This is a genomic window from Limosilactobacillus antri DSM 16041, from assembly GCF_000160835.1.
GTDB classification, from domain to species: Bacteria; Bacillota; Bacilli; order Lactobacillales; family Lactobacillaceae; genus Limosilactobacillus; species Limosilactobacillus antri.
On the sequence record NZ_GG700733.1, the window covers coordinates 420,250 to 444,640 of the forward strand.

20 protein-coding genes are annotated in these 24,391 nt (G+C 53.7%); 13 read left to right on the forward strand and 7 right to left on the reverse strand.

Features of this window, described 5'->3' with window-relative positions; all coding sequences use genetic code 11:
- Nucleotides 1-34 precede the first annotated feature (34 nt).
- The 3 genes from hflX to HMPREF0494_RS05595 form a co-directional block, all read right to left on the reverse strand.
- Nucleotides 35-1,309 (reverse strand): GTPase HflX, encoded by a 1,275-nt coding sequence (gene hflX, locus HMPREF0494_RS05585; protein ID WP_007123973.1) that lies wholly within the window; start codon nucleotides 1,307-1,309, stop codon nucleotides 35-37.
- 34 nt (nucleotides 1,310-1,343) lie between these two features.
- On the reverse strand, nucleotides 1,344-1,994 hold the full coding sequence (locus HMPREF0494_RS05590; protein WP_007123974.1) for a histidine phosphatase family protein: 651 nt from the start codon (nucleotides 1,992-1,994) through the stop codon (nucleotides 1,344-1,346).
- 79 nt (nucleotides 1,995-2,073) lie between these two features.
- Nucleotides 2,074-2,724, reverse strand: coding sequence for a DedA family protein (locus HMPREF0494_RS05595; protein ID WP_007123975.1), 651 nt, complete (start codon nucleotides 2,722-2,724; stop codon nucleotides 2,074-2,076).
- A 190-nt stretch (nucleotides 2,725-2,914) separates the two neighbouring features.
- On the opposite strand from HMPREF0494_RS05595, the gene helD reads away from it, so the two are divergent.
- Complete coding sequence (gene helD / locus HMPREF0494_RS05600) at nucleotides 2,915-5,215, forward strand: RNA polymerase recycling motor HelD (RefSeq protein ID WP_007123976.1); 2,301 nt, start codon at nucleotides 2,915-2,917, stop codon at nucleotides 5,213-5,215.
- A 225-nt stretch (nucleotides 5,216-5,440) separates the two neighbouring features.
- Here the strand turns inward: helD and HMPREF0494_RS05605 are convergent, their stop codons facing one another.
- The gene (locus tag HMPREF0494_RS05605; RefSeq protein ID WP_040458922.1) at nucleotides 5,441-6,313 is read right to left on the reverse strand and encodes a DMT family transporter; all 873 of its coding nucleotides are present in this window, start codon (nucleotides 6,311-6,313) and stop codon (nucleotides 5,441-5,443) included.
- 231 nt (nucleotides 6,314-6,544) lie between these two features.
- Here HMPREF0494_RS05605 and HMPREF0494_RS05610 point away from each other — a divergent pair, with 231 nt between their 5' ends.
- From HMPREF0494_RS05610 to HMPREF0494_RS05630, 5 genes are all read left to right on the forward strand, one after another.
- A complete protein-coding gene (locus HMPREF0494_RS05610) occupies nucleotides 6,545-8,641 on the forward strand; it encodes an LTA synthase family protein (protein ID WP_007123979.1) in 2,097 nt (698 codons plus the stop codon).
- A 125-nt stretch (nucleotides 8,642-8,766) separates the two neighbouring features.
- Nucleotides 8,767-9,207, forward strand: coding sequence for a CopY/TcrY family copper transport repressor (locus tag HMPREF0494_RS05615; protein WP_007123980.1), 441 nt, complete (start codon nucleotides 8,767-8,769; stop codon nucleotides 9,205-9,207).
- A 12-nt stretch (nucleotides 9,208-9,219) separates the two neighbouring features.
- Entirely contained in the window at nucleotides 9,220-9,597 is a 378-nt protein-coding gene (locus HMPREF0494_RS05620) for a cupredoxin domain-containing protein (RefSeq protein WP_007123981.1), read from the forward strand.
- Nucleotides 9,597-9,884 carry a cupredoxin domain-containing protein gene (locus HMPREF0494_RS05625; RefSeq protein ID WP_007123982.1) on the forward strand — a complete coding sequence of 96 codons (288 nt, stop codon included), beginning with the start codon at nucleotides 9,597-9,599 and terminating at the stop codon, nucleotides 9,882-9,884. The genes HMPREF0494_RS05620 and HMPREF0494_RS05625 overlap by 1 nt, the downstream gene beginning before the upstream one ends.
- Nucleotides 9,884-11,821, forward strand: a complete 1,938-nt coding sequence (locus tag HMPREF0494_RS05630) for a copper-translocating P-type ATPase (RefSeq protein WP_007123983.1) — start codon at nucleotides 9,884-9,886, stop codon at nucleotides 11,819-11,821. The genes HMPREF0494_RS05625 and HMPREF0494_RS05630 overlap by 1 nt, the downstream gene beginning before the upstream one ends.
- A 356-nt stretch (nucleotides 11,822-12,177) precedes the next feature.
- Here HMPREF0494_RS05630 and HMPREF0494_RS05635 read toward each other — a convergent pair whose 3' ends face one another.
- Nucleotides 12,178-13,230, reverse strand: a complete 1,053-nt coding sequence (locus HMPREF0494_RS05635; protein WP_007123984.1) for a CdaR family transcriptional regulator — start codon at nucleotides 13,228-13,230, stop codon at nucleotides 12,178-12,180.
- Nucleotides 13,231-13,428: 198 nt separating this feature from the next.
- Here HMPREF0494_RS05635 and HMPREF0494_RS05640 point away from each other — a divergent pair, with 198 nt between their 5' ends.
- Both HMPREF0494_RS05640 and HMPREF0494_RS05645 read left to right on the forward strand, forming a co-directional pair.
- The gene (locus tag HMPREF0494_RS05640; protein ID WP_007123985.1) at nucleotides 13,429-14,724 is read left to right on the forward strand and encodes a GntP family permease; all 1,296 of its coding nucleotides are present in this window, start codon (nucleotides 13,429-13,431) and stop codon (nucleotides 14,722-14,724) included.
- 22 nt (nucleotides 14,725-14,746) lie between these two features.
- Nucleotides 14,747-15,733, forward strand: coding sequence for a glycerate kinase (locus HMPREF0494_RS05645; RefSeq protein WP_007123986.1), 987 nt, complete (start codon nucleotides 14,747-14,749; stop codon nucleotides 15,731-15,733).
- A gap of 53 nt (nucleotides 15,734-15,786) precedes the next feature.
- On the opposite strand, the gene HMPREF0494_RS05650 is transcribed toward HMPREF0494_RS05645, so the two are convergent.
- Complete coding sequence (locus HMPREF0494_RS05650) at nucleotides 15,787-16,434, reverse strand: TenA family protein (RefSeq protein ID WP_007123987.1); 648 nt, start codon at nucleotides 16,432-16,434, stop codon at nucleotides 15,787-15,789.
- A gap of 198 nt (nucleotides 16,435-16,632) precedes the next feature.
- Between HMPREF0494_RS05650 and coaA the strand changes: the two genes are divergently transcribed.
- Nucleotides 16,633-17,556: a type I pantothenate kinase gene (gene coaA, locus HMPREF0494_RS05655; RefSeq protein ID WP_040458841.1), complete on the forward strand. Its 924-nt coding sequence runs from the start codon at nucleotides 16,633-16,635 to the stop codon at nucleotides 17,554-17,556.
- A gap of 243 nt (nucleotides 17,557-17,799) precedes the next feature.
- Here the strand turns inward: coaA and HMPREF0494_RS05660 are convergent, their stop codons facing one another.
- Nucleotides 17,800-18,978 (reverse strand): ATP-binding protein, encoded by a 1,179-nt coding sequence (locus tag HMPREF0494_RS05660; RefSeq protein WP_007123989.1) that lies wholly within the window; start codon nucleotides 18,976-18,978, stop codon nucleotides 17,800-17,802.
- A gap of 277 nt (nucleotides 18,979-19,255) precedes the next feature.
- Here HMPREF0494_RS05660 and fsa point away from each other — a divergent pair, with 277 nt between their 5' ends.
- From fsa to guaA, 4 genes are all read left to right on the forward strand, one after another.
- Nucleotides 19,256-19,912, forward strand: a complete 657-nt coding sequence (gene fsa / locus HMPREF0494_RS05665) for a fructose-6-phosphate aldolase (protein ID WP_007123990.1) — start codon at nucleotides 19,256-19,258, stop codon at nucleotides 19,910-19,912.
- A 15-nt stretch (nucleotides 19,913-19,927) separates the two neighbouring features.
- Nucleotides 19,928-20,452 (forward strand): triose-phosphate isomerase, encoded by a 525-nt coding sequence (locus HMPREF0494_RS05670; RefSeq protein WP_007123991.1) that lies wholly within the window; start codon nucleotides 19,928-19,930, stop codon nucleotides 20,450-20,452.
- Nucleotides 20,453-20,465: 13 nt separating this feature from the next.
- Nucleotides 20,466-22,484 (forward strand): transketolase, encoded by a 2,019-nt coding sequence (gene tkt, locus HMPREF0494_RS05675; RefSeq protein ID WP_007123992.1) that lies wholly within the window; start codon nucleotides 20,466-20,468, stop codon nucleotides 22,482-22,484.
- A gap of 294 nt (nucleotides 22,485-22,778) precedes the next feature.
- On the forward strand, nucleotides 22,779-24,332 hold the full coding sequence (guaA, locus tag HMPREF0494_RS05680; RefSeq protein ID WP_007123993.1) for a glutamine-hydrolyzing GMP synthase: 1,554 nt from the start codon (nucleotides 22,779-22,781) through the stop codon (nucleotides 24,330-24,332).
- Nucleotides 24,333-24,391 lie beyond the last annotated feature (59 nt).

Here is a 24,391-nt window from a genome sequence, read left to right on the forward strand (position 1 = left end):
GAGAGGAGGTTATTTTCCACTTCCTTCCTGCAGTTTAAACCTGGTACTCAGCAAAGCGCTGGGCGTCCTGGGGTGACATTTCCACCGTCAGGAGGGTCCCGTCATTGCGGTATTCGGTATCAAGAATGTTGGTGTGTTCGTTGAGGTAGGAAACCTGCTGGCCCGCCGAAAATGGCAGGAGTAGTTTGGCCTCAACGTAGTCCTTGAAGAGGTGTTTGCGGATGACGTCCACCAAGAGGTCTAGCGATTCGTCCTGCTTAGCGGAAATCACGACCTGGTCATCACCCTCCAGGACGGGGAACTCAATTTCGGTTTTGTCAGCCTTGTTAAAGACGTTGACCATCGGGATGTTGTCAATGCCAATCTGCTTGAGCGTTTCCTTGGTGGTCTGCATCATTTCTTCGTAGTTGGGGTCCGAGTAGTCGATTACCTGGATCAAGAGGTCGGCATTCGCGGCTTCGGCCAGGGTGGACTTAAACGATTCCACCAAGTTAGTCGGTAGTTTGCTGACGAACCCGACCGTATCGCTAAGCAGAAAGTCCTTCCTGCCAGGCAGGGTCAAACGGCGAACGCTGGTGTCCAGGGTCGCAAAGAGCATATCCTTTTCAAAGACGGTCTTGTCCTCTACCGCCCCGTAGCGCCGCACCAACCCGTTCATGATGGTCGACTTGCCGGCGTTGGTGTAGCCGACGAGGGCGGCCGTTGGAATATTGCTCTTGGCGCGCTGCTTGCGCTTAGTTTCCTCGGATTTATCGATTGCCGCCAGCTCATGCCGCAGGTGGGTGATGTGGTGCTGGATCGTCCGCCGGTCCATTTCAAGCTTGGTTTCCCCAGCTCCCCGGTTGGTAAAGCCGCTTCCGCCGCCAGTTTGCTGGTCGAGGCGTTGGCTAGCACTTGTTTGCAGGCGGGGCAGCCGGTACTGCAGTTCGGCAATCTGGACTTGGAGCTTGGCTTCCTTAGTCTGGGCCCGGGTCGCGAAGATTTCCAAAATCAGTGCTGTCCGGTCCAGGATTCGCTTGCCGGTTTCGTCTTCCAGGTTCCGCAGCTGGCTCGGCGAAAGCTCGTCATTGGTAATAATCGTCGTCACGTCATTGGCGGCCGCCAGTTCGGCGATTTCAGCGACCTTCCCCTTGCCAAAGTAGGTTGCCGGGTTGGGCCGGTCAATTACCTGGTCGACCCGCTGGACGACTTCCATGTGGTTGGCCTGGGCCAATTCGGCCAGTTCGGTCATTGAATAATTATAATCATCCTGGCCGGTGTCCAGTCCGGTGATGATTACGCGTTCATCGTTTTGTATCGTAGTATCCATTTAAGAGTATTGTTCCCCCTTTGCGGATAAAATTTTATTCTGGTAATTCAAGCTGGTTGTAAAAGTCAACGTGGGTGTCAGTCGGGGTCAAGGTCAGCCGGGTCATGCTGCCATTCTTGACCGATTCAGTGGTGTGGTAGCCGTAGTGTTCAGCCAGTGACCGGATCGTTACCCCGTGGGAAACCACGACTGCGGTTGAACCGTCCGGCAGGGCCCGCAAGTGGTCAAGGCCCTTGCTGACCCGGTTCCAAAACTGAACGTGGTTTTCCGCGTCCTTATACGGGTCCGCCGCGGCAACCCGGTCCTTGAGGGTGTCGGGACCGAGCTTGCTGAACATATCGGCAAAGTTATCAAAGCCGGTTTCTGCCCCCAAGAAGTTGGTCAGCATCGCGGAATCTAATCCCTCGAAGAAGCCGAAAAATTCTTCCCGGAACGCGGGAGCCGGGGTTGGGGCCTTGACCTTGGCATTGTTGCTGGCCGCCAGCAGCAGGCGGGCAGTTTCCATTGTCCGGGCAAGGTCGCTGCTAAACAGGTAGTCGAAGTCTACCGCGCTCAGGATCTTACCGGTTCGTTTGGCGTCTGCTTGGCCCTGCGCGGTTAGCGGAGCGTCTGACCACCCTTGAACACGGTGATAGCGGTTGAGGTAGGTTTGACCATGACGAACGAAATAAACGGTAATTGCCATTTTGGGGTAAACTCCTTTAACTCAATAAAATACTATTCATATTTTACCATGAATGGCTGGTAAACCGCACTAAAGAACCTTAGAGCATTCGATTCCGCTTGATAATTTTTTGGCGGAGGACTTTAATGCCCCACATTCCAGTCCCGGCCAAAATCGCGCAGGACGCCATTGCCAGGATGACGAGGGAAAAGTGCTCCTTAACCAGGGGAATCGAGCCGAAGAAGTAGCCGACGCCGCAGCCGAGGGCGACCCATAAGGCGACCCCGACAAAGTTGCCGACGATGAAGTGCCGGAAGGGGTAGTGCATCATTCCCGAAATTGTCGGGATAAAAGAACGGATCAGTGGAACGAAGCGGCCAAACGCCACTGTCCAGAAACCGTAGCGGTTGAGGTATTTTTTAGCGGTCAGCATCCGGGGGCCCGCCAGCCGCTTTTCAATCCAGTGCCAGCGGGACAGGCTGTGGCCAATCCAGTAGTTGACCGAGTCGCCAATAAACGCCGCCAGGAAAAAGACGATGATGACGATGTGCATTTTTAAAATCGGGTGGACGGCGATAAAGGAGCTGGTCAAAAAGACCAGTGATCCGCCCGGGAGCCAGGGAAAGACAACTAGGCCGGTTTCCATGAACACAATTACGAAGAGGATGAGGTAGCTCCACGGCCCCAACCATTCGAACATCGGGATGAGCACTTCGGCAATGTGAGTGAGCACGTAAAAAAGATGGGCCATGTGGCAACTCCTTTCTGTTTAATGGTCTAGTAAATCAATTGTAGGGGGCCGGCGGACTTTTGACTAGCAGTTTGCGCAAAAATTAACGCAGCCTTAAATAATTGGCGGCTGGCTAATTACTACCGGGAAAATGGCAAGGAATGCTATAATAATATAACGATTTTAAAAACCGGAAAGGTAGGGATAGTCAGTGGCTGAAAATTCAGTAAAGGAACAGGAACAGCGGCACCTTGACCACGTGCTGGCTGAGGTTAAAAAGGCGCAGACCCGGGCGGAAGAACGAATCAAGACCGCCAAAAATGATATTGAGGATATTAACCAGCAGACGAATGACATTCACCTGAACACTACCACCTACTCGGGGATGATGGATACCGCGATGTCCTTTCGGGCCCAGCAGCAGATGCTGGACGAACGGCACAATAGCTGGCAGCACGCCGCTGACCACTTAGCAACGTTAAAGCGGCTGGAGCAGAAATCATACTTCGCGCGGATCGACTTTCAGGAAAAGGGGGCGGACAAGCCGGAGTCAGTCTATATCGGTCTGGCTTCGTTTAGCGACCGGCCTGACCACTTCCTGGTGTACGACTGGCGGGCCCCAATCTCGTCCGTTTACTATGAGGGCAAGCTCGGCCAGGTCAGCTATGAAACGCCGGTGGGACCCCAGGAGGTTGACCTGACCCTTAAGCGGCAGTTCCAAATCAAGGACGGCACGATTGTCACCATCTTCGATACCGACGAGCAGGTCGGCGACCAGATGCTGCTGGAAGCCCTGGGCAACCACTCCAGTACCAAGATGAAGAGCATTGTCACGACCATCCAGCGGACCCAGAACGAAATTATCCGGGATGCCAAAGACGACCTCCTCTTCGTTCAGGGGGCGGCGGGTTCCGGAAAGACGGCCGCGGTTCTTCAGCGGGTTGCCTGGCTGCTTTACCGCTACCGGGGGCACTTGACCTCCTCACAGGTGGTCCTCTTTTCGCCCAACCAGCTCTTCAACGACTACATCGACCAGGTTTTGCCTGAGCTGGGCGAGCACAACATGGTCCAGATGACCTACTTCCAGTTTGCCAACCGGCGGGTCCCCGGCCTCCACGTCCAGACCCTGGCCCAACGCTTTGCGGCAAGTCAGGATTCCACCAGTCAAAATGTCCAGCGGCTCCTGACCAGCTTGCGGTACTTCAAGGCGACGGGGCGTTACGCCAAGCACCTCGGCCACGCCAACCTGCGCTTCCGCAACATTATGTTCAACGGCCAGGTCTTTATCAGCAAGGATAAAATTCGGGAGATTTACTATTCCTTTAATAATAACTACAACCTGGGCAACCGGCTGGACGGTACCAAGGAAGAGTTGATTAAGTACCTCAACCACCGGGTCAGCACGGAAATGCGGAGCAAGTGGGTTGAAGAACGGGTTCAGAGCCTGAGCAAGGAAGAGCTAGACACCCTCTTTGCCAACGAGCCGCGGGAATTTGCGAGTGACGACCAGGAATTTAAGTTTCTGGCCCGCAAAATTGTCATGCAGGCCTTTGAACCGATCAAGCGGGCCATCAACCATAACCAGTGGCTCAACATTAACGGCCAGTACCTCCACCTGCTCCGGGTCACGCCGAAACTGGTTGAGCTGGCGGATTACGGTTTGACCGCTGACCAGTGGCAGACCTTTGTGGACCAAACCAAGGAGGGGCTGAAAAAGCGGCAGATCAGTGCGACCGGCATCTCTATCTACCTCTACCTGTACGACTTGATTACCGGGAAGCACGGCCAGCAAGACATCCGCTACGTCTTCGTTGATGAGGTTCAGGACTACGATCCGTACCAGCTCGCCTACCTCAAGTTCCGCTTCCCCCGGGCTAAGTTTACCCTGCTGGGGGACCTCAATCAGGCGATCTTTACCCACGAAAACAGCAGGAGCCTGCTACGCCAGTTGAGTACGATGTTTGACCCGGCGAAGACCAAGGTCGTCCAGCTGACCAAATCCTACCGGTCAACTAAGCAGATTACCGACTTTACCAAGCACATCCTGCTGGATGGGGAAGCCATTGAGGCCTTTGCCCGGAATGGGGCCCTGCCACGGGTAATCGAAAGCGGGGACGTGGCCGCAAGTGTGGACGCTGTGGCAGCAACCTTGCAGCAGTACCAGCAGGAGCACGACCAGGTTGCCATCATTGGCAAGACCCTGGCGGATTGCGAGCAGCTCTTCCAAGCCCTTGAAGAGCGGGGCGTGAAGACAACCCTGATCCGGACGGAAAACCAGCGGTTGGTTAAGGGACCGATTATCGTACCGTCGTTTCTAGCGAAGGGGCTGGAGTTCGACGCCGTGGTTGTGTGGAACGCCAACAATCAACAGTACCATGGGGATGACGAGCGGCAACTGCTCTACACGATTTGTTCCCGGGCGATGCACGAGCTGACCCTGACGGCGGTTGGCAAGCTGACGCCACTACTGGACCGGGTGCCGGCTGATGAATATGAGCTGATTAAGAAATAAATTGCAAAACGAGGCTGGGAGAAAACTATGTTTTCTCACCAGCCTCTTGCTAGTTCTTAACTATTACAAAGATAACGTGGAAAATAACCACAAGGCTAGTGTCTAACGCCGCGCAGCAAGGCTATTTGCCTACGAACGCTAGCTGGCCCGTTCCGTGCCAACTATCGTCCTAGGTTAGCCATACGCCTTGTCGAGGAGGTTATTTCCCACTCCCGTTTTTATCAATTAAAATATCTTTCTTTTCAAGACCACCAAGCTCCGCAGGTCAACCTCCATGATGGCGTTGGCGATCAGGAGGATTATTCCGCCGATGACCAGTTGCGGCGTTAAGGGATCATAGCCCATCAGGACCGACATCACGCTGCCGAAAAACGATTCCAGCATCAGGATCAGCCCCGCAGTGGTCGCGTCGGTGTGCGCCTGGCCGGTGATTTGCAACCCCTGGGCCAGGAAGGTAATCCCGATGGCGAGAATTGCCAGGGGAACCAGCGCCTGGAGCCAGTGGACGTTGCCCAAGGTCGGGCGCTCAAAGAGGAAGGTGGTAATCCAGCCGAAGGTGCCCTGACACAGCCCGATCATAAAGATAATGACCCAGGGACTGGACGCGTGCGGAGCGTACTTGGCGAAGAAAATGATTTGTCCCGCCCAAAAGAGGGTCGAAACCAGGGTAAGAAAGTCACCGTACTGGAGCTGGAAGCGTCCTCCGAAGACATTGGTTAGGATTGCCATCCCCACGATTGAAAGGGCGATTGACAGGTAGGCCTTCCGCTGCGGCCGTTCCCGCCAGAAGAGCCAGAGGAGGAAGGGGGCGACGACGATGTACATGGTCGTCAAGAAGGCGTTTTTTGCGGGGGTCGTGTAACGCAGGGCGTCAGTTTGGAGGTAGTAACCGAGAAAGTTGATGGTACCGACAACTAGACCGAGCCGGAAGTCGACCCAGGTCATGTGGCGGATTTTCTTGAAGAAGATCAAGCCGCCAGCTAGGACGCACATGGTGCCCCGGCAGGCGTTAATTAGGCCGGAGTGCATTCCGGCTTCCACGGTGAGCTTGGCAAACACGTAGCTGCTCCCCCAGAGGATGGCCACGATAAACAACATAAAATCTGCTTGGCGCTTGTTAATTGACATAGTAAACTACTTTTCCTTCCACAAATTACAACCACCAATCTTACCATCTTCGCCCGGCGAGCGTAAGGGCCTGGAAGCGGTGCCGGCTGAAAAAACGCTGCTAATTTTAAAATTTTTGAAAAAATAGCCGTTTGTCGATTGCCTTTGACACTTAGAATGTATTATTGTTAATGCTGATACTTTTTATGGAGGAACTAATCAATGAAAACAGCGTTGCAGAAGTTGCGCCACGGCTTAAACACTAAGCTCGGCTTCTTTCTGCTCGTCGTACTCTTATTCTGCATTAAGAGCTACTGGGCATATCAGAATGAATTTAACCTTGGCGTAAAGGGGAGTATGCAACACTTCCTACTAGCCTTTAATACGATTCCGGGGGCCTTGATTTTCCTGGGAATCGCGCTGTACTTTAGGGGACGGCTATCCTACTGGCTGATGTTGATTATCAATGCGTTGCTGTCAACATGGCTGTTCTCCAATATTTTATACTACCGGGAGTTCTCCGACTTCATTACCTTTAACGTGATCAAGGGTTCGGGGGCGGCCTCTAATAACCTGGGGAAGAGTTTGATGGGCATTATCCGCCCGGAGGACTTCCTGGTTTATGCGGACGTCATCATCCTTGCCCTGGTCCTGCTCTTCCACCTGATTCGGGTGGATATGCGGCGTTTTAAGATTCGCTATGCACTGACGGTGACGGCCCTTGGCTTTGTCCTCTTTGGTGCAAACCTGGGAATGGCGGAATCAGACCGTTCCCAGCTGCTGACGCGGACCTTTGACAATAACTACATTGTAAAGTACCTCGGCCTGCAGGCCTACACGATCTACGATGGGGTTAAAACTACTCATAACAGCGTCGTGAAGGCCCGGGCTGACCAGGACCAGTTAAAGCCGGTGCTGAACTTTATCCACCACAACTACGCGGGACCAAACGTCCAGTACGAAGGGGTGGCCAAGGGCAAGAACATCTTTGTTATCCACTTGGAAAGTCTGCAGCAGTTTATGATTGACTACAAGCAGGATGGTCAAGAGGTCATGCCAAACTTGAATAAGCTGTACCACGCCAATGACACGCTGGCCTTTGATAACTTCTTCCACCAGGTCGGACAGGGAAAGACGGCCGACGCGGAAATGATGCTGGAAAACTCCTTATACGGGCTGCCGGAAGGGTCGGCGATGGTTACCGATGGAACGACCAACACCTTCCAGTCTGCGCCCGCCCTGCTTCACCAAAAGCTGGGCTACACGACGGCCTCCTTCCACGGGGACGTCCCGAGCTTCTGGAACCGTGATAATGCCTACAAGTCATTTGGCTACCAGTATTTCTTCAGCAAGGAATACTACCCGAAGACCAAGGATTACGATGCCGGCTACGGGATGAAGGATAAGATTTTCATGAAGGAGAGTGCCCACTACATTGAGCAGCTCCCGCAGCCATTCTACGCCAAGCTGATTACGGTGACGAACCACTACCCATACATCCTGGATAAGCAGAATAAGGATATTGAGCCGTGGAATACCGGTGATGACACCGTGGATCCGTACGTTCAAACTGCCCGCTACCTGGACGAGTCCCTGGGTGAATTCTTGGATTACTTAGACAAGTCGGGCCTGCGGCAAAACAGTGTCCTGATTTTGTACGGGGACCACTACGGGATTTCCAATAACCACCAGCCAGCGATTGCCCAGATCCTGCACAAGAAGAAGGTCACCAACTACGACCTAGCAATGTTCCAGAAAGTACCATTCATGATTAATATGCCGGGGCTCAAGGGCGGAATTGACCACACCTATGGTGGTGAAATTGACGTGCTGCCGACCATCGAGGACCTCTTGGGGATTAGTTCTAAGAACTACATTCAGTTTGGCCAGGACCTGCTGTCACCAGAGCGGAACCAGATTGTGCCCTTCCGCAATGGCGACTGGGTAACGCCAAAGTACACCAAGTACAATGGAGACTACTACTACACCAAGAACGGCAAGCAGATTACCAAGGCAACGGCCAAGCAGAAGAAGGAATTTAGCAAGATTCAGAAGTACGTTACCACGGACCTCGGCCTTTCCGACCGGGTGGTTAACGGCGACCTGCTCCGCTTCTACAAGCTGCCGGGCTTTAAGAAGGTCAATAAGAAGGACTACACTTACAACCTGAAGAAGAGCTTACGCAACCTGCAGAAAGCGCAGAAGAAGCAGAAGACCAGTGTCAAGACGAAGAATAATAACCAGACGACGATTGATGATTATTCGACGGACGCACCCGAATTAAAGAATTATTCGACATTGAATTTCCCTAAGCCTTAGGCGGCGGGGACTAAGCAGGAGCAGCGGTGAACTGTTTCTGCTTTTTTTGTTATCTTAGTGTTGACAAATGTAAACGTTAAGTTTATAGTTACAATTGTAAACGGAAATGAAATGGAGGCGAGGAGATGACGGATGCGGTAGCACAAGAACCCCCAATTACGGATGCCGAGTGGGAAGTCATGCGGATTATCTGGACACTGGGGCGGGCCCACAGTAGCAAGGTGATTGCCGAACTCCAGGCTGAATGTGCGTGGACCGAGTCGACAATCAAGACCCTGCTTCGCCGGTTGGTGAAAAAGGGCCTGCTGCGGACTGAACCGGATGGGCGGCGCTTTATTTACCTTCCGACCGTCAGTCAAACCGCGATGATGGCGCAGATGGCGCGTCAGTTTATGGACAAACTGTGTGATATGCACAAGGGCGAAATCCTGTTGCAGTTACTAAAGGATTCCCCAGTCTCACAAAAGGACTTGGGGGCCATGCGCAAGGTGATCGACGAAAAGGCGCGGACAGCACCCGAAACGGTACCGTGCAATTGCTTATACAAGGGTGAACATTACTGTTAGTGGGGTGAAATAATGAATGCTAGTCAAATTATGGTTTTAATCGGGGGCCTGCTGGTGATTGCCTTTATCCTCTGGTGGTTCTTCGGCAAGCACACGGAAGCGGTCGGGCAGTCGACGGTGGTTGACGATGTCCAAAATGCGACCATCGTGGTTGACGGTGGCTATTCGCCGTCAACCGTCGTCTTGAAAAAAGGCGTCCCCGCTGAGGTTAACTTCGAGATGCGTGATTCAACCGCCTGCTTGTCACACGTGGTCTTCCAACAGCTCGGGGTTGATAAGGACCTGACCAAGCAGAAGGTGACGTCGGTTAAGATCCCGACGGACAAGCAGGGAACGTTTAATTTTGCTTGTGGGATGGATATGTTTCATGGAAAGGTGGTTGTGAAATAATGGGAATTTTCGCAAAAGAACAAAGTAAAAAGGTAGTCGTTAATGCCGCTAACCATGGCTATAAGCCGGAAGTGGTCACCTTCAAGCAGGGCAAGCCAGCCCAGCTGAAGTTTATCCCCTCTGCCAACATGGGTTGCATGAACGAGGTCGTTTTTAAGGACCTCGGGGTCGACGTCAAGCTCGACGGCCAAAAGGAAGTCACCGTTGAGATTCCGACGGACCAGCCTGGCACTTATAACTATGCTTGCGGGATGGATATGTTTCACGGAAAGGTGGTTGTGAAGTAATGCGACTGACTAACATCCAGCGTTTCTGGATTTCCTTTATTTTGGCAATCCCGATGCTCGTCCAGATGTTAGCGATGCCTTTTCACTGGATGATGCCCGGCTATAACTGGATTGCCTTCATCACGACGACCATCATCATGCTGATTTCGGCGGCTCCTTACTGGAAGAGTGCCATCGGGGCCTTCAAAAAGCACAGCGCCAACATGAACACGTTAGTGGCGGCTGGCACTGCCGTGGCCTACTTTTACAGTATTTTTGCGATGGCAACGGGACGGCCGGTTTACTTTGAGAGCGCGGCCTTTGTCACCGTCTTTGTCCTCCTTGGTGACGCGATGGAGGAGAAGATGCACAAGAACGCTTCTAATGCACTGGGCAAGTTAATGGGGCTCCAGGCAAAGGAGGCCGAAGTGCTGAAGGACGGTCACTTCGTCAAACTGCCGCTAGACCAGGTTCAAGTCGGCGACCTGATCCGGGTCAAGCCGGGTGAAAAGGTCCCGGTTGACGGTCAAATTACCGCGGGGGCTTCGACGATCGATGAGTCGATGGTCACTGGGGAAAGCATCCCGGTGGCAAAGAAGGTTGGCGACCTGGTTGTTGGCTCGACCATTAACAGCAACGGGACGATTACCTTTAAGGCCACCAAGGTCGGCTCTGACACCATGCTGGCCCAGATTGTCGATATGGTGAAGAAGGCGCAGACCAGTCACGCCCCGATTCAAAACCTGACCGACCGGATTTCCAACATCTTTGTCCCGGCGGTCCTGGTGATCGCCATCCTAACCTTTGTTGTCTGGTACTCCTTCTTAGACGCTACTGCTGTCCAGGCGATGCTGTTTGCTGTCTCCGTGGTGGTGATTGCCTGCCCGTGTGCCCTGGGATTGGCAACCCCAACGGCACTGATGGTGGGAACTGCCCGCAGTGCCAAGCTGGGGGTCCTCATCAAGAACGGGGAAGTGCTCCAGGAAGTCAGCGACCTGGACACGGTTGTCTTCGATAAGACCGGGACAATTACGGTCGGCAAACCCCAGGTCACGGATGTGGTTGGAAATTCCAAGCAGGTCCTGCAGGTAGCCGCCAGCCTGGAAGAATCCTCGGAACACCCACTGGCAACCGCAATTCTGCAGCGGGCGGCTGATGACGGTTTAAGCGTTGAACACGTCCGCGAATTCGCGGCAATCGAAGGGAAGGGGGTCCGGGCCGAATACCAGGGGCAGGAGGCCTTTGTCGGCAGTGACCGCCTGCTTACGGATATTAATATTTCCCGGGAAATGAAGGCGACAGCGGAGAAGTTGCAAAGTGCGGCCAAAACCGTGGTCTACGTTGGCCTGTCCGGGCAAATTATCGGCCTAATCGCCATCCAGGACGTTGCCAAACCGAGCTCGCCAGAAGCAATTAAAGAGCTGAAAGCACGGGGCCTCAAGACGGTCATGCTGACCGGTGATAACGAGGCGGTCGCACAGGCAATTGCTGATCAGGTCGGCATCGACCAGGTGATTGCCGGCGCCTTGCCAAACGAAAAGGCTCAGCATATCAAGAAACTCCAGGATGCGGGCGCCACGGCTGCCTTCGTGGGTGACGGGATTAATGATGCGCCCGCCCTTTCCACCGCCGACGTGGGGATTGCCATGGGGTCGGGAACTGACATTGCGATTGACTCCGGGGGGATCGTCCTCGTTCAAAATGATTTGCGCGGCGTGGTTCGGGCCCTGGACATTTCCAAGAAGACCTTTAACCGGATTAAGCTGAACCTTTTCTGGGCGCTGGTCTACAACACGGTCGGCATTCCGATCGCCGCCGGCCTGTTTGCGGCGGTGGGCTTTCAGCTTAGTCCAGAATTAGCAGCCCTCGCGATGGCCTTTTCGTCGGTTTCGGTTGTGACCTCATCGCTGCTGCTTAACAAGACAAAAATTGCTGGTACCAGCACGGCGTCCGCGTAACCGAGAGGCAAAAGGCGGTTTTCAAACCCCGTAAGCACCAAAAGAGGGAGCTGTGACACAACCCACGGTTAGGGACTGTAAGGCTAGCCTAGGACGATCATTGGCACGGCACGGGCCGGTGATTGTCCGTAGGCAAATAGCCTTGCTGCGCGGCGCTAGACTCTAAGTCCCTGGGTTGCGACGCGGAGCTAGCCTATCTGGGGTCACGTGATATCTTTAAAATATTCGGAACTAAAACGAGGGCCTGCGGCAAAACATAGTTTTGTCACAGGCCCCTCTTTTTGCGTACTGCGCAGATTTTCAACGCCTGTCACGTGCCCGTGTTAGTGCCAAAGCAAAGGTAATGCCGGTTGTTATTATTGCCCCCGCTGGTTAACAAAGTAAAGGTAGCCGATGAATAGTTTGAACAAGTCAGTTGCGTTTTGGGGAGTGAGCTTAAAAATCTTTTGGATGCGGTTTAAGCGGTAGTTAACGGTATTGCGGTGGATAAATAGGTGCTTTGCGGTTTGGTTGACGTTCAGGTCACTCCGGATAAATTCCCAGATTGTTGCGATTAGTTCGCGGCCGCTATTGCTTGTGGCAAGTTCGTTAAAACGGTCGACCATTCCCTGGACGGGCAAGTTGGCCCTTAACAGCAGGTCATAAAACCGGATTTGCCGATAACTGGTGATGGTTTCGTCATCAAGGTTTTGCCGTAGGCGCAATGTGGTTGCGGCCTCGGTCACTGCTTTCCCGATCAGTATCCCGCTTTCGCTCACCCCAAATTGCCTGTGCGCGCTAGCCAGCCTTTTCTGCAAGCGGCGGCAGGTGAGGGGGTCATGGATGATTACCAGGCCAACCCGGTTAGTTAGCATCAGCATTAAATTAGCGGGGTCGTTATTAAGACGTGCTAGTTCATTCAGCTGGCAGTCGATTGCAATGACGGTGTGGGCTTGCGTCAGATCAAGCTTAAATTGCTTGGCGGTTGCGATTAGTTCGCTAGTCGGTGCCTGTGTTTGGGTGGCCTGAATCAGGTGGTAAAGGAAGCGTTGCTGGTTCTGGGCACTTTCCTGTTTTCGCTGGGCAGCGGTGCTTTGGCGCAGTAATAACTCAACCGCTGTTTTTAAGAGCGATGCTAGCGGGACAACTTTGGCGGGATCACCGGTAATCCCGACCACACCGATAATCTGGTCATCGTAAGTAATCGGCATATTAACTCCAGGCTGACCGTGCTGGCCGTGCAGGCGCTCCATGGGCAGGGTCTTCCCCTGGCGAATGGCGTCAAGGGCGCCGATGTGGAGCGTGTTAATCCGGGTGGGGTCACCGCTGGTAATAATGTAGCCGTTCTCGTTCATAATGTTGATATTGTAAGGAATTTGGCTCATCATATGGTCGACAATTGACTGGGCTAATTCGGGTTTCAGTTTCATTTTGGTTGCACACTCCTGTGGTCGTTGCTTTGCAAAGCTTTGGCTGTTACTTATTATAAGCAAATTGTGCAAAATGCACTAATGATTCTCAATTTATTATGCGCCCTGCCCATTGCTAAGTACGGCGATTCTTTGTAATGTAAACGGTGACAAAAGAAGCTCAGACTTTGGATTAATGAGACAAAAGGGGAGAATAGTATGCTTGTTTCTTGGTGGGGGGCCCTGATTGGGCTGGCCATTGCAATTGTGTTGATTTTGCGCAAGGTTGATGCTGTTTACTCATTATTTATTGGTGCGATCATCGGTTCGTTGATTGGCGGCGCCAGCCTCTTGCAAACCGTTAATATTTTGGTCAAGGGGTCCCAAAGCGTCATGGGGACGGTTGTCCGGGTTCTGGCCGCCGGTGTTTTGGCCGGGGTAATGATGGATTCAGGAGCCGCTAACACGATTGCCCGGACGATTGTTGGCAAAATGGGTGATCGGATGGCGATTTTGGCCCTCGCCCTAGCCACGATGGTGATCACCGCGGTCGGTGTTTTCATCCCGGTGGCGGTGCTGATTGTGGCGCCGATTGCACTGGAAGTTGGCGAGCGGAGCCATATTTCCAAGCTGGCCCTGCTGGTTGCCCTGTCCGGTGGCGGCAAGGCCGGGAATATTATTTCGCCAAACGCGAACACGATTGCGGCGGCGAAGGGCTTCGGCTTAAATCTTAGCCAGGTTATGATTGCCGACTTCATTCCGGCGGTCGTGGCGTTAATCGTGACAGTGGTGGTCGCTTCGCTGATTAAGCACAAGGGCGACGCGGTCCTGCCGGCTGACTTAGCCGATAACCCGCAGATTGAACAGGAAGATCTGCCCTCGCTGGGGTCATCATTGATTACACCGATCATTGCGGTAATCTTGCTGTTGATTAACCCGATCGGCCAGCTCCTGCACGTTCAGTGGATGAGTACGGTGGACTTGGATGCAACTTATGTCCTGCCCTTCGCCGCGATTGTCGGTGCTTTGGCAATGCACAAGGGAAAACGAATTCGGGAGTATGCCCAGACCGGGATGGTCAAGATGACGCCGGTCGTTATGATCCTGATTGGTGCCGGAGCGATTGGTGCGACGATTACTGAATCAAGCCTGCCCCAGCTGCTGATCTCTGGGATTAAGCTTAGCCACATTTCCGGAGTCTTCCTGGCCCCACTCTCCGGGATTTTAATGGCCGGTGCCGCGGCGTCCACGTCGACCGGGGTGATCCTGGCAACGGGCTCGTTCTCCAAGGCCATCCTGGGCTTTGGCGTTCAGCCGTTGGCGGCAGCCGCCATGGTTCACACTGGGGCAATCGTAATCGACCAGCTGCCCCAGGGAAACTACTTCCACGTCACCGCGAATGCCATGAACATGGACATCAAGCAGCGGTCGCAGGGGATCCTGTATGAAGCCATCTGTGGGGGTTCGGCTTGTCTAACCGCTACGGTCCTGTATGGTTTCCTGCACTTGCTGTAAGTAAATCCAAGGAGGAATTATTATGAAAATTGTAATTGCGCCGGATTCATTCAAGGGTTCGCTAACCGCCAAGCAGGTAGCTGAAGCAATCCGGACGGGGGTTGCCCGGATCTTTCCGCAGGTGGATTACGAGCTGGTTCCCATGGCCGATGGGGGCGAGGGAACCGTTCAGTCATTAGTCGACGCGACGCAGGGACGGTTGATTACCAAGACGGTTCACAACCCGCTGGACCATGGCGTCAAGAAGATCATTCTCGGGATTGGCGGGTCTGCTACCAACGACGGTGGCGCGGGGATGGCCCAGGCATTGGGGGCCCGGCTCTTGGATGCTGCCGGAAATGAGCTGCCGTTGGGCGGCGGGGCGCTGGACCGGCTTGACCATATCGACATCAGCGGCCTCGACCCCCGAATTCAGGCCACCCAAGTCCTGATCGCTTCAGATGTTACCAACCCCCTGACGGGGAAAGACGGGGCCTCAGCGGTGTTTGGACCGCAGAAGGGTGCGACCCCAGCGATGGTTGAGGTCCTTGACCAAAACCTGCACCACTATGCGGAAATCATTAAACGAGACCTCCACCAAGACCTTGAACAGGTGCCGGGCGCTGGTGCCGCGGGCGGACTGGGGACTGGCCTGATGGCCTTTACCAATTCTCAGATGGCCCGGGGAATTGACCTGGTCGTGGAGTTTACCAAGCTCAAGGAGCGGGCTGTGGGTGCTGACCTGGTCTTGACCGGGGAAGGCGGGATCGACTTCCAGACCAAGTTCGGCAAGACGCCGTATGGGGTGGCGCTGGCGACGAAGACGGTCGCCCCGCAGGCCCCAGTTGTCGTGCTGGCGGGAAACGTTGGCCAGGGAATTGACAGCTTGTACGGCAAGGATGCGATGGACGCCATCTTTGCGACCCCCACGGGTGCCAAGCCGTTGGCCCAGGCAATTGCGGATGGCCCGCACGATATTGCGCTGGCGGCAGAAAACGTTGCCCGGCTCATCAAAGCGGTGAAAAATTAACTAAAGAAAGCCACAGTATGCGTTCCATGATACGCACTGTGGCTTTTACTTACCTACCGCCAGCCCTGCTGGTCAAAGGCCATTTGCCAGAACTGTTCCTCGTAGTAGCAGGAAATCTGAAATGCGCGGGTCATCAGCTGGCGGCCGGACTGATCGACGCCCGCGGCCTGCTGGTTGACGATCGCCTTCATTTGTTCGGTACTGGCGGTGAAATCCGCGGCGGTATAGCTGTCAAAGAACTCCTGGTAAAGGGGAACTGGGCTGTGCTTGACAGCCAAGCGCTGGGCCAGCTCACTGTACAGCCAGTAGCAGGGAAGAAGCCCCGCGGTAGCGGCTGCGGTGCCGTAGCGGCCTAGCTGGTAGTACATATGGGTGATGTAGGAGTATGCGTTCGGGGCAACGGGAGTTTCGCACAGTTCTTGCGTACTGAGGCCGATTTCCTTGTGCATTCGTTGGCGGGCAGTGTCTTCGCCCTCGCCGAGCCGGCTTAAAATCACGGCTTCGTTTGCTGGCAGCCGGGCCGCAATTTTCTGGTGAAGCCGGTTAAAGGCCGTCAGGTAGTGGTTGTCCTGAATCAAGTAGTAACGGAAAGTGGCGAGGGGCAGTTCGCCACTGCTGAGCTGCTTAATAAACGGGGCTTGGGCGCTTGCTTCGGTGGTTTGGTTAATGGTTGCTGTTAAGCTGGTAGTGAAAAGGGTCATAAGATTGCTCCTTAGTGCTTTTTCTTAATTATAAAATAGATTATTTACCGCAGCTTATCCTAAATTTGCTATACTGGTGAAAGATTGCGTCTGGTGTTTGCCATGACTAGTGAAAACCCAAACAAAATGGTATGTTCGCTAAAATGTGCTATGATTGATGGTAAACGCTTACAAATAGACGACAAAGGGATTTTGAAAATGGATGAATGGATGAATTACGAACAATTTGATCGGCAAACTTGGCACCGCTTTTTTCCGACCGATTCTGTCCGCCTGAGCCAAGACAACCTGGATGAAATTAAGTCGTTAAACGACCGGATCTCAATTACGGACGTCCAGGATGTGTACCTGCCGTTGATTAAGCTCCTCCAGCTGCACTACCAAAACTTCCTGGAATGGCAGATGCAAAAGGCAAACTTTTTGCAGCAGCCGGTCCGGCGGGTACCCTATATTATTGGAATCGCCGGTTCGGTGGCGGTCGGCAAGAGCACGATTGCCCGGCTCTTGAGCATCTTATTGAATAAGCTGCTCCCGGACAAGCGGGTCGAATTGATGACCACGGATGGTTTCCTGTACCCCAATGCGGAACTGAAGCGGCGGGGAATTATGGACCGGAAAGGCTTTCCCGAGTCGTACGATATGGAGCAGCTGCTCAAGTTCCTCAATGACGTCAAAGCGGGGGAACCGGTGGTTACGGCGCCGACTTATTCGCACCAGGTCTACGACGTCCAGCCGGACCACCCCCTGGTAATTGACCACCCGGACATCCTGATTGTTGAGGGGATCAACACCCTGCAGCTGCCGAGCAACCAGCGCCTCTACGTCAGCGATTACTTTGACTGGTCAATCTACGTCGATGCCGATCCCGACCTGATTGAGTGCTGGTACCTGCAACGGTTTGGCCTGCTCTTAAAAACGGCCTTTACCGACCCGTCCAACTACTACTACCCGTATTCGCAGGGAAACCAGGAGGAGGCCTTTGCGATGGCTAAGGACGTTTGGCGCCGGGTCGACCTGCCCAACCTGACTGACTTTATCCTGCCGACGAAGACCAGGGCCAACCTGATCCTGCATAAGACTCATGGTCATGTGGTTGACCGCCTTTACCTCCGGCGGGGCTAATAAAAAAGAGAGTGGAAAATAACCTCCACGACAAGGCGTATGGCTAACCTAGAACGATAGTTGGCACGGAACGGGACGGCTAGCGTTCGTAGGCAAATAGCCTTGCTTCGCGGCGTTAGACACTAGCCTTGTGGTTGCGACACGAAGTTAGCCTGTAGGTTTTCCACGTTATCTTTGTAATAGTTAAGAACTAGCAAGAGGCTGGTGAGAAAAACATAGCTTTTTTCTCCCAGCCTCGATTTTTTATTCTGCGATGAGCCAGTCAACCAGGCTCACCGTTTGAAAGTGGTTCGCTGCGGGCTGGCGGTGGTCGCCGGGTTTGGCGAGAATTAGCGTCCGGGGACCGTCAGCGGGCAGGTGACGCAGGTCCGCCGTTGTTTTTTGGTAGGCTGTGTCCGTGAGCAGAGAAAAGTTGAACTGAAAATAGTGGCGTTGCTGGTTGCGGATGCCGACAAAGGTGACCGGCCGTTCTTTATAGCTGGTAAAGACCTGGTAGCCGCGGCTCCGCAGTTCGTTGAACACGACAATCGCCAAATTCTTTTCCGAGAGGGCGTTTTGCTTGTTGACCAGAATGGCGCGCAAGTAGGGGTCGACGGGGAAGTATTGGGCGTTGGTGGGCTTGGTCGTTCCGGTTTTGAGGTTGAGTTCTTGGCAGGGGGAGAAGAGAAAGCCCTGCTGAAGGAAGTCGAGGTAGGCGGCCAGGGTCTTGTTAGAAACACTTATGCTGCCGTCCTGCAGGCTGGTGACCACCCGGGAAACGTTTGTTGACTCGCCGGAATGGTCGGCCAGAAAGAGGGCCAGCTGTTGGGCCAGTCCGGCGTTGCACAGGGTGTTCCGACGGGAAAAGCCGTTGAGAATAATCGTGTTGATGACCCCTTCAAAGTAGCTGCGGGCGGCGGTAAAATTACGGATCTCCTGTGCAAAGGGAAAACCGCCGGTATTAAGGTAGTGATAAAGGGAGCTCAAGCTTGCGGAGAGCTGGTGGTAAGCGAGAAATTCCTGAAAACGCAAGGGTCCCAGGTAGATCATCCGGCAGGGAAACTGACTGGCGAGCGTTTGAATGCTGATTGCCGAGCTGGCAATGTAGAGGTCGATTTGCGGCAAGCGGCATAGTTGCTGTACTAATGATTGGTAGTTAGGCACCACCTCAAGCTCATCGAGAAACAGGTAACTAACCTGGTTCTTGGTGAGCCTTTTTTTGATGTGCTGAAAGAGCTGTGCGGCGTTGCACTGGGCGTTTGCGGGGTGGTCAAAGTCGTAAATCAGGATTCGCGAACTCGGTACCCCCTGCCGTTTCAAGTAGGAACGGAACTGCTCCAGCAGGGTCGTTTTACCTGCGCGGCGGACCCCGTAAACCACCTTGATGGTTGAATCACTTATTGCTTCTTTTAATTGGTCTAGTTGTGTTGAACGGACAAACATCCAGTCATCTCCAGTAAAATTCCTTGAATAAATAAATCTTAACAGAATTTGTCAACCTCGGCAAATTTGGAAAAGAATCCAAATATACCAACGATAAACCACCTAAATAATTGGTAAAAAAGTAAAATTTAGTAAAAACAGTTGGCGCCAGTTAGGAGATGCAACTGGTTGCACAAAAACAAATTGGTCTAGCTGCCTTGACAAGCTAAATAATACCGATTAAGAACTTAGTCATACTGATTAACCAGCGAAATTAACTTTGAAAGGGATCATTACTATGAAGATTTTTGCGGACACTGCTAATATCGATGAAATTAAGCGGATCAATGACTTGGGACTACTAGACGGGGTTACCACGAACCCGACCATCATTGCCCGGGAAGGCAAGGACTGGGAAACCGTCGAAAAGGAAATCTGTGCAATTGTCGACGGTCCGGTCAGTGCCGAGGTAACGGCCGATGACACCGACGGCATGGTGGCACAAGCCAGAAAGCTCAGCAAGTGGGCAGATAATATTGTCGTTAAAATTCCAATGACGGAAGCCGGACTAAAGGCCGTCAGCATTCTCTCAAAGGAGGGAATCAAGACGAACGTTACCCTGGTCTTCTCCGCGGCGCAGGGGATGCTGGCCGCTAAGGCGGGGGCAAGCTACGTCAGCCCCTTCTTGGGCCGGCTCGACGACATTGGCGCGAGCGGCTTAGAACTCGTTGAAAAGTTGCGGCAGATTTTTGATATTTACGGCTACCAGACCGAAATTATTGCGGCTTCGATCCGCCACTGCCAGCACGTTGAACAAGTTGCCCTGGCGGGTTGCGATATTGCCACCATCCCTGGCCACCTGATTCCAAAACTCTGGGAACACCCGTTAACTGACCGGGGCTTAGCGACCTTTAAGAAGGATTGGGCTGAATTTGAGCAACTGCAGCAAAAGTAAGCAGGGGTGAGTAAAATGCTAACGAAACGCAACGTGATTCCTGATGCAACGCGGTCAACGGCGACTGACCTGCGGGTTCAGCGGCTCCTTACCAGCGAGCCGGTGCTAATCAGTAATTGCCGGATCCTGACCCTGATTGACCACCCGTCACGGGAAATCAACCAGCAGCTGCGGGCTGCGCTTCAGAGCAGTCAGCAGCCGGTACTAAAGTTCGACGAAGGGGACCTGCGCTTGACGCCCGTCGACTTTGCCAGCCTGCTGAGCAGGCGGTTGACTAATGCCTTGACCGGAGTCAGCCGGGCGGCAGTATCACGGCTGGTGATCGTCTATTCACCGCGGTGGTCCGGCGAGTGCCGCCTGCCTGCCGACGCCCAGCGGATTCGGATTGCCCACCGGCAGATCCGTGACCTGCTCCGGATTGTCTATGACCAGGAAACCGCCGACCAGGTTCAAATTATTTATGGCGGTTTCGTTTTTGAAGAAGAATTAGCCGACGTGCTGTGTGATAGCAACGTGGACGGTGTCTTAATAAATAAGTGAGGTTGAATTAAGTATGCTTAGTAGTTTAAATACAACGGTTACCCGGGCACACCAGCAGGACTTTACAATTAGTGACCAGTTGGCCGTAAACGCCCTGCGGTTTATGAGTATTGACATGATTGAAGCGGCCAAGAGCGGTCATCCGGGTTCGCCAATTGGCATGGCGCCGATGGCCTACGTCCTTTGGGAGAAGTTTTTAAATTTTAATCCCCAGGATGATAAGTGGCTCAACCGGGACCGCTTTGTTTTATCCGGTGGCCACTGTTCGGCGCTGTTATACAGCCTGCTTCACTTTAACGGCTTTGACGTTAGCCTGACCGACATCAAGAACTTCCGCCAGTTGGGCTCCAAGACGCCCGGCCACCCAGAATACCAGTTAACGCCGGGGGTTGATGCCTCCACCGGTCCGCTTGGGCAGGGATTTGGCATGGCCGTCGGGATGGCGATGGCCGAACGGCACTTGGCGGTGCAGTATAACCGGCCCGGCTACCCGCTGATTGATCACTACACCTACTCGATCGTTGGTGATGGTGATCTGATGGAAGGGGTCGCCGAAGAAGCAATTAACCTCGCTGGCAAAAACCGCCTTGGCCGCCTGATCGTTCTCTATGATTCAAACGATGTGACCCTTGACGGTCCGTTGAGCCTGAGCACGAATGAAAACGCTGCGGCCCGGTTCAAGGCGGCCCATTGGGATTACCAGCTAGTTGAAGACGGTACCGACCTGAATGCAATTGCCCAAGCAATCCGCAATGCCCAACAAACCAGCCAGCCATCGCTGATTGAGGTCAAGACCATCATCGGCTACAACACACCGGATGAAGGCACCAGCAAGGTCCACGGTTCGCCGCTTGGCAAACAGAACGTGGCGATTACCCGGGAAAACTATGGCTGGCCTTACGAGCCGTTTGAGTACCCGACCACGGTTTACCAGCAATTTGCGCAATACACCGAGGATAAGGCCCGCAACTACCAGGAATGGCAGGAGATGTTTGCGGATTACCAGCAGGAATTTCCGACCGCTGCCCAGCAGCTGACGCGCCAGGGGATGGATATTGCTAACTTGAGCAGCCACCACCAGGTCGGCGAGATGGTGTCAACACGGGTCGCAAATGCCGAAACCATGCAGGACCTCGCTGCCGCTAACCCGCAGCTTTGGGGCGGGTCTGCCGACCTTTTTTCTTCCAACAAGACTGCGCTTAAGGACAACCAGATCTTTCGTCCGGCAAACTATGGCGGCCGCAACATCTACTTTGGTGTTCGTGAATTTGCAATGGCCGCGGCCGTGAACGGGATCAACTTGCACGGCGGCAGCACCGCCTACTGCAGTACCTTCATGGTCTTTAGCGACTACCTCAAGTCGGCCATCCGGCTGGCGGCGCTCCAGCACCTGCCATCCGTCTTTATCTTTACCCACGACTCGCTCGCGGTTGGCGAGGATGGCCCGACTCACGAGCCGGTTGAGCAGCTGGCGATGCTGCGGACGATCCCAAACGTCCAGGTATTCCGGCCTGCTGACGCGAACGAAGTGGTGGCTGCCTGGCGGGTGATTGGTCAGACCGATGACCGGCCGAGCGTAATCGTTGCCTCCCGCCAGAATTTGCCGGTCCTGGCCGAAACGATTAACGCAGCAGTCCAGCGGGGGGCCTACGTTGCCGCCGATGCAGCGGGGGTTCCCGACGGTATTTTGCTAGCCAGCGGTTCGGAGCTCTCCCTGGCGCTGAATGCCAAGGAGTGCCTTGAGAAAGACTTCCAGGTCGACGTCCGGGTCGTTTCCGTTCCAAGCATGGAACTCTTTAATGAACAACCGGCGGCCTACCGGGAGGAAGTTCTGCCAGATGCCGTTCGCACCCGGCTTGCCGTCGAAATGGCCAACCCACAGCCTTGGGGCCAGTACGTGGGCCTTGATGGGGCTGTGATTGGGGTAGACGATTTCGGTATGAGCGGGAACGGTGCGGCGATCAGCGCCAAGTACGGTTTTACCGTTGAAAACGTGGTGGACCAGTTCCTGACGATCCTTAGAAAGGGGTGAGAAGAATGATTGTGCGCGTCAACGAAGAACTAACCCAATTGGACCAGCAAGCCGTCAATGAAGAATTAGCCCTGTTAACGGCGGCACTTAACAGCTAACGCAAGCCATTTTCCATTCTGAAATTAAATATTCCATCTGAGTAGGCGGGGATAAAAGCAACGAATAGCTTTTGTCCCCGCTTTCTTTTACGGAAAAAAGCAACGATTAATCGTTCGGGAGAGTTGACCGTCCGGCTTTATGCCTGTAAACTTATCCTAATACTGGTTAAGAAACTTTGATGAAGGAAGTGGCAACGTGGCAAACATCAATTTAGATGCTTTTGACAAGATTATCGTCCTGGATTTCGGTAGTCAGTACAACCAGCTGATTACCCGCCGCCTGCGTGACTTTGGGGTTTACTCCGAACTCCTGTCCCACAAGCTGACTGCGGACGAAATCAAGCAGATTAACCCCAAGGGGATTATCTTCTCCGGCGGCCCCAACAGTGTGTATGATGAGGGCGCCTTTAAGGTTGATCCAGAAATCTTTAAGCTGGGGATTCCGATTCTCGGTATCTGTTACGGGATGCAGCTGATGGCCTACGACTTAGGCGGTCAGGTTGAAAATGCCAACAATTCTGAGTATGGTCGGGCAGATATTGAAGTGCTGGATGATGACGCCGTTTTGTTTAAGGGCCTGCCAAAGAAGCAGTACGTTTGGATGAGCCACGGTGACCTGGTGACCCAAGCACCAGCTGGGTTTAAGGTGACGGCAACCAGCAAGAACTGCCCGATTTCGGCGATGGCGGATGACCAGCGGAAATTCTACGGGATTCAGTTCCACGCGGAGGTTCGGAATTCCGAGTACGGCTTGGATATTTTGCGCCGCTTTGCCTTTGATGTCTGCGGGGCTAAGGATAACTGGACGATGGATGACTTCATCGACCTGCAAGTGGACCAGATTCGCAAGGAAGTTGGCGACAAGAAGGTGATCCTGGGGCTTTCCGGCGGAGTCGATTCCAGTGTCACGGCCGTCCTAATCCACAAGGCAATTGGCGACCAGCTGACTTGTATTTTTGTCGACCACGGTCTGTTGCGGAAAAACGAAGCTGACCAGGTTATGAAGGCCTTAAACAAGGACCTCGGGGTGAACATCGTTAAAGTCGACGCTGCTGACCGCTTCCTGGGCAAGCTGGCGGGGGTCACCGATCCCGAACAAAAGCGGAAGATTATCGGCAAGGAATTCATTGAAGTCTTCAATGAAGAGGCCAAGAAGATCCCTGACGCGGACTTCCTCGCTCAGGGAACTCTCTACACTGATGTCATCGAATCCGGGACTGACACGGCTCAGACGATCAAGTCCCACCACAATGTCGGGGGCTTGCCAAAGAAGCTCGGCTTTAAGCTGATCGAACCATTGCGGAAGCTCTTTAAGGATGAAACCCGTGAGCTGGGTGAAAAGCTGGGTATTCCGCACGAATTGGTTTGGCGGCAGCCGTTCCCAGGTCCCGGTTTGGGCATCCGGGTGATTGGTGAAATTACGCCAGAGAAGCTGGAAATCGTCCGGGAAAGCGACGCCATCCTGCGTGAAGAAATCAAGAAGGCCGGACTGGATGAAAAGATCTGGCAATACTTCACCGTCCTGCCGGGAATTCGTTCCGTGGGGGTCATGGGCGATGGGCGAACCTACGACTACGCGGTTGCCATTCGTGCCGTAACCTCAATTGATGGGATGACCGCGGACTTCGCCAAGATTCCGTGGGACGTCTTGCAAAAGATTTCTGTGCGGATCGTCAATGAAGTCGACCACGTTAACCGAATCCTGTACGACGTCACGAGTAAGCCGCCGTCGACCATCGAATACGAATAATTCGGCTTTTGCGCTAGGAGAAGGAATGCCGGTATAACAGCATTTTGGACTGCTACACC

Coding starts and splice junctions, on each gene's coding strand:
- hflX (WP_007123973.1), bottom strand. CDS start 1,309: ATGGATACTACGATACAAAACGATGAACGCGTAATCATCACCGGACTG.
- HMPREF0494_RS05590 (WP_007123974.1), bottom strand. CDS start 1,994: ATGGCAATTACCGTTTATTTCGTTCGTCATGGTCAAACCTACCTCAAC.
- HMPREF0494_RS05595 (WP_007123975.1), bottom strand. CDS start 2,724: ATGGCCCATCTTTTTTACGTGCTCACTCACATTGCCGAAGTGCTCATC.
- HMPREF0494_RS05605 (WP_040458922.1), bottom strand. CDS start 6,313: ATGTTGTTTATCGTGGCCATCCTCTGGGGGAGCAGCTACGTGTTTGCC.
- HMPREF0494_RS05610 (WP_007123979.1), top strand. CDS start 6,545: ATGAAAACAGCGTTGCAGAAGTTGCGCCACGGCTTAAACACTAAGCTC.
- HMPREF0494_RS05615 (WP_007123980.1), top strand. CDS start 8,767: ATGACGGATGCGGTAGCACAAGAACCCCCAATTACGGATGCCGAGTGG.
- HMPREF0494_RS05620 (WP_007123981.1), top strand. CDS start 9,220: ATGAATGCTAGTCAAATTATGGTTTTAATCGGGGGCCTGCTGGTGATT.
- HMPREF0494_RS05625 (WP_007123982.1), top strand. CDS start 9,597: ATGGGAATTTTCGCAAAAGAACAAAGTAAAAAGGTAGTCGTTAATGCC.
- HMPREF0494_RS05630 (WP_007123983.1), top strand. CDS start 9,884: ATGCGACTGACTAACATCCAGCGTTTCTGGATTTCCTTTATTTTGGCA.
- HMPREF0494_RS05635 (WP_007123984.1), bottom strand. CDS start 13,230: ATGAAACTGAAACCCGAATTAGCCCAGTCAATTGTCGACCATATGATG.
- HMPREF0494_RS05640 (WP_007123985.1), top strand. CDS start 13,429: ATGCTTGTTTCTTGGTGGGGGGCCCTGATTGGGCTGGCCATTGCAATT.
- HMPREF0494_RS05645 (WP_007123986.1), top strand. CDS start 14,747: ATGAAAATTGTAATTGCGCCGGATTCATTCAAGGGTTCGCTAACCGCC.
- HMPREF0494_RS05650 (WP_007123987.1), bottom strand. CDS start 16,434: ATGACCCTTTTCACTACCAGCTTAACAGCAACCATTAACCAAACCACC.
- coaA (WP_040458841.1), top strand. CDS start 16,633: ATGGATGAATGGATGAATTACGAACAATTTGATCGGCAAACTTGGCAC.
- HMPREF0494_RS05660 (WP_007123989.1), bottom strand. CDS start 18,978: ATGTTTGTCCGTTCAACACAACTAGACCAATTAAAAGAAGCAATAAGT.
- fsa (WP_007123990.1), top strand. CDS start 19,256: ATGAAGATTTTTGCGGACACTGCTAATATCGATGAAATTAAGCGGATC.
- HMPREF0494_RS05670 (WP_007123991.1), top strand. CDS start 19,928: ATGCTAACGAAACGCAACGTGATTCCTGATGCAACGCGGTCAACGGCG.
- tkt (WP_007123992.1), top strand. CDS start 20,466: ATGCTTAGTAGTTTAAATACAACGGTTACCCGGGCACACCAGCAGGAC.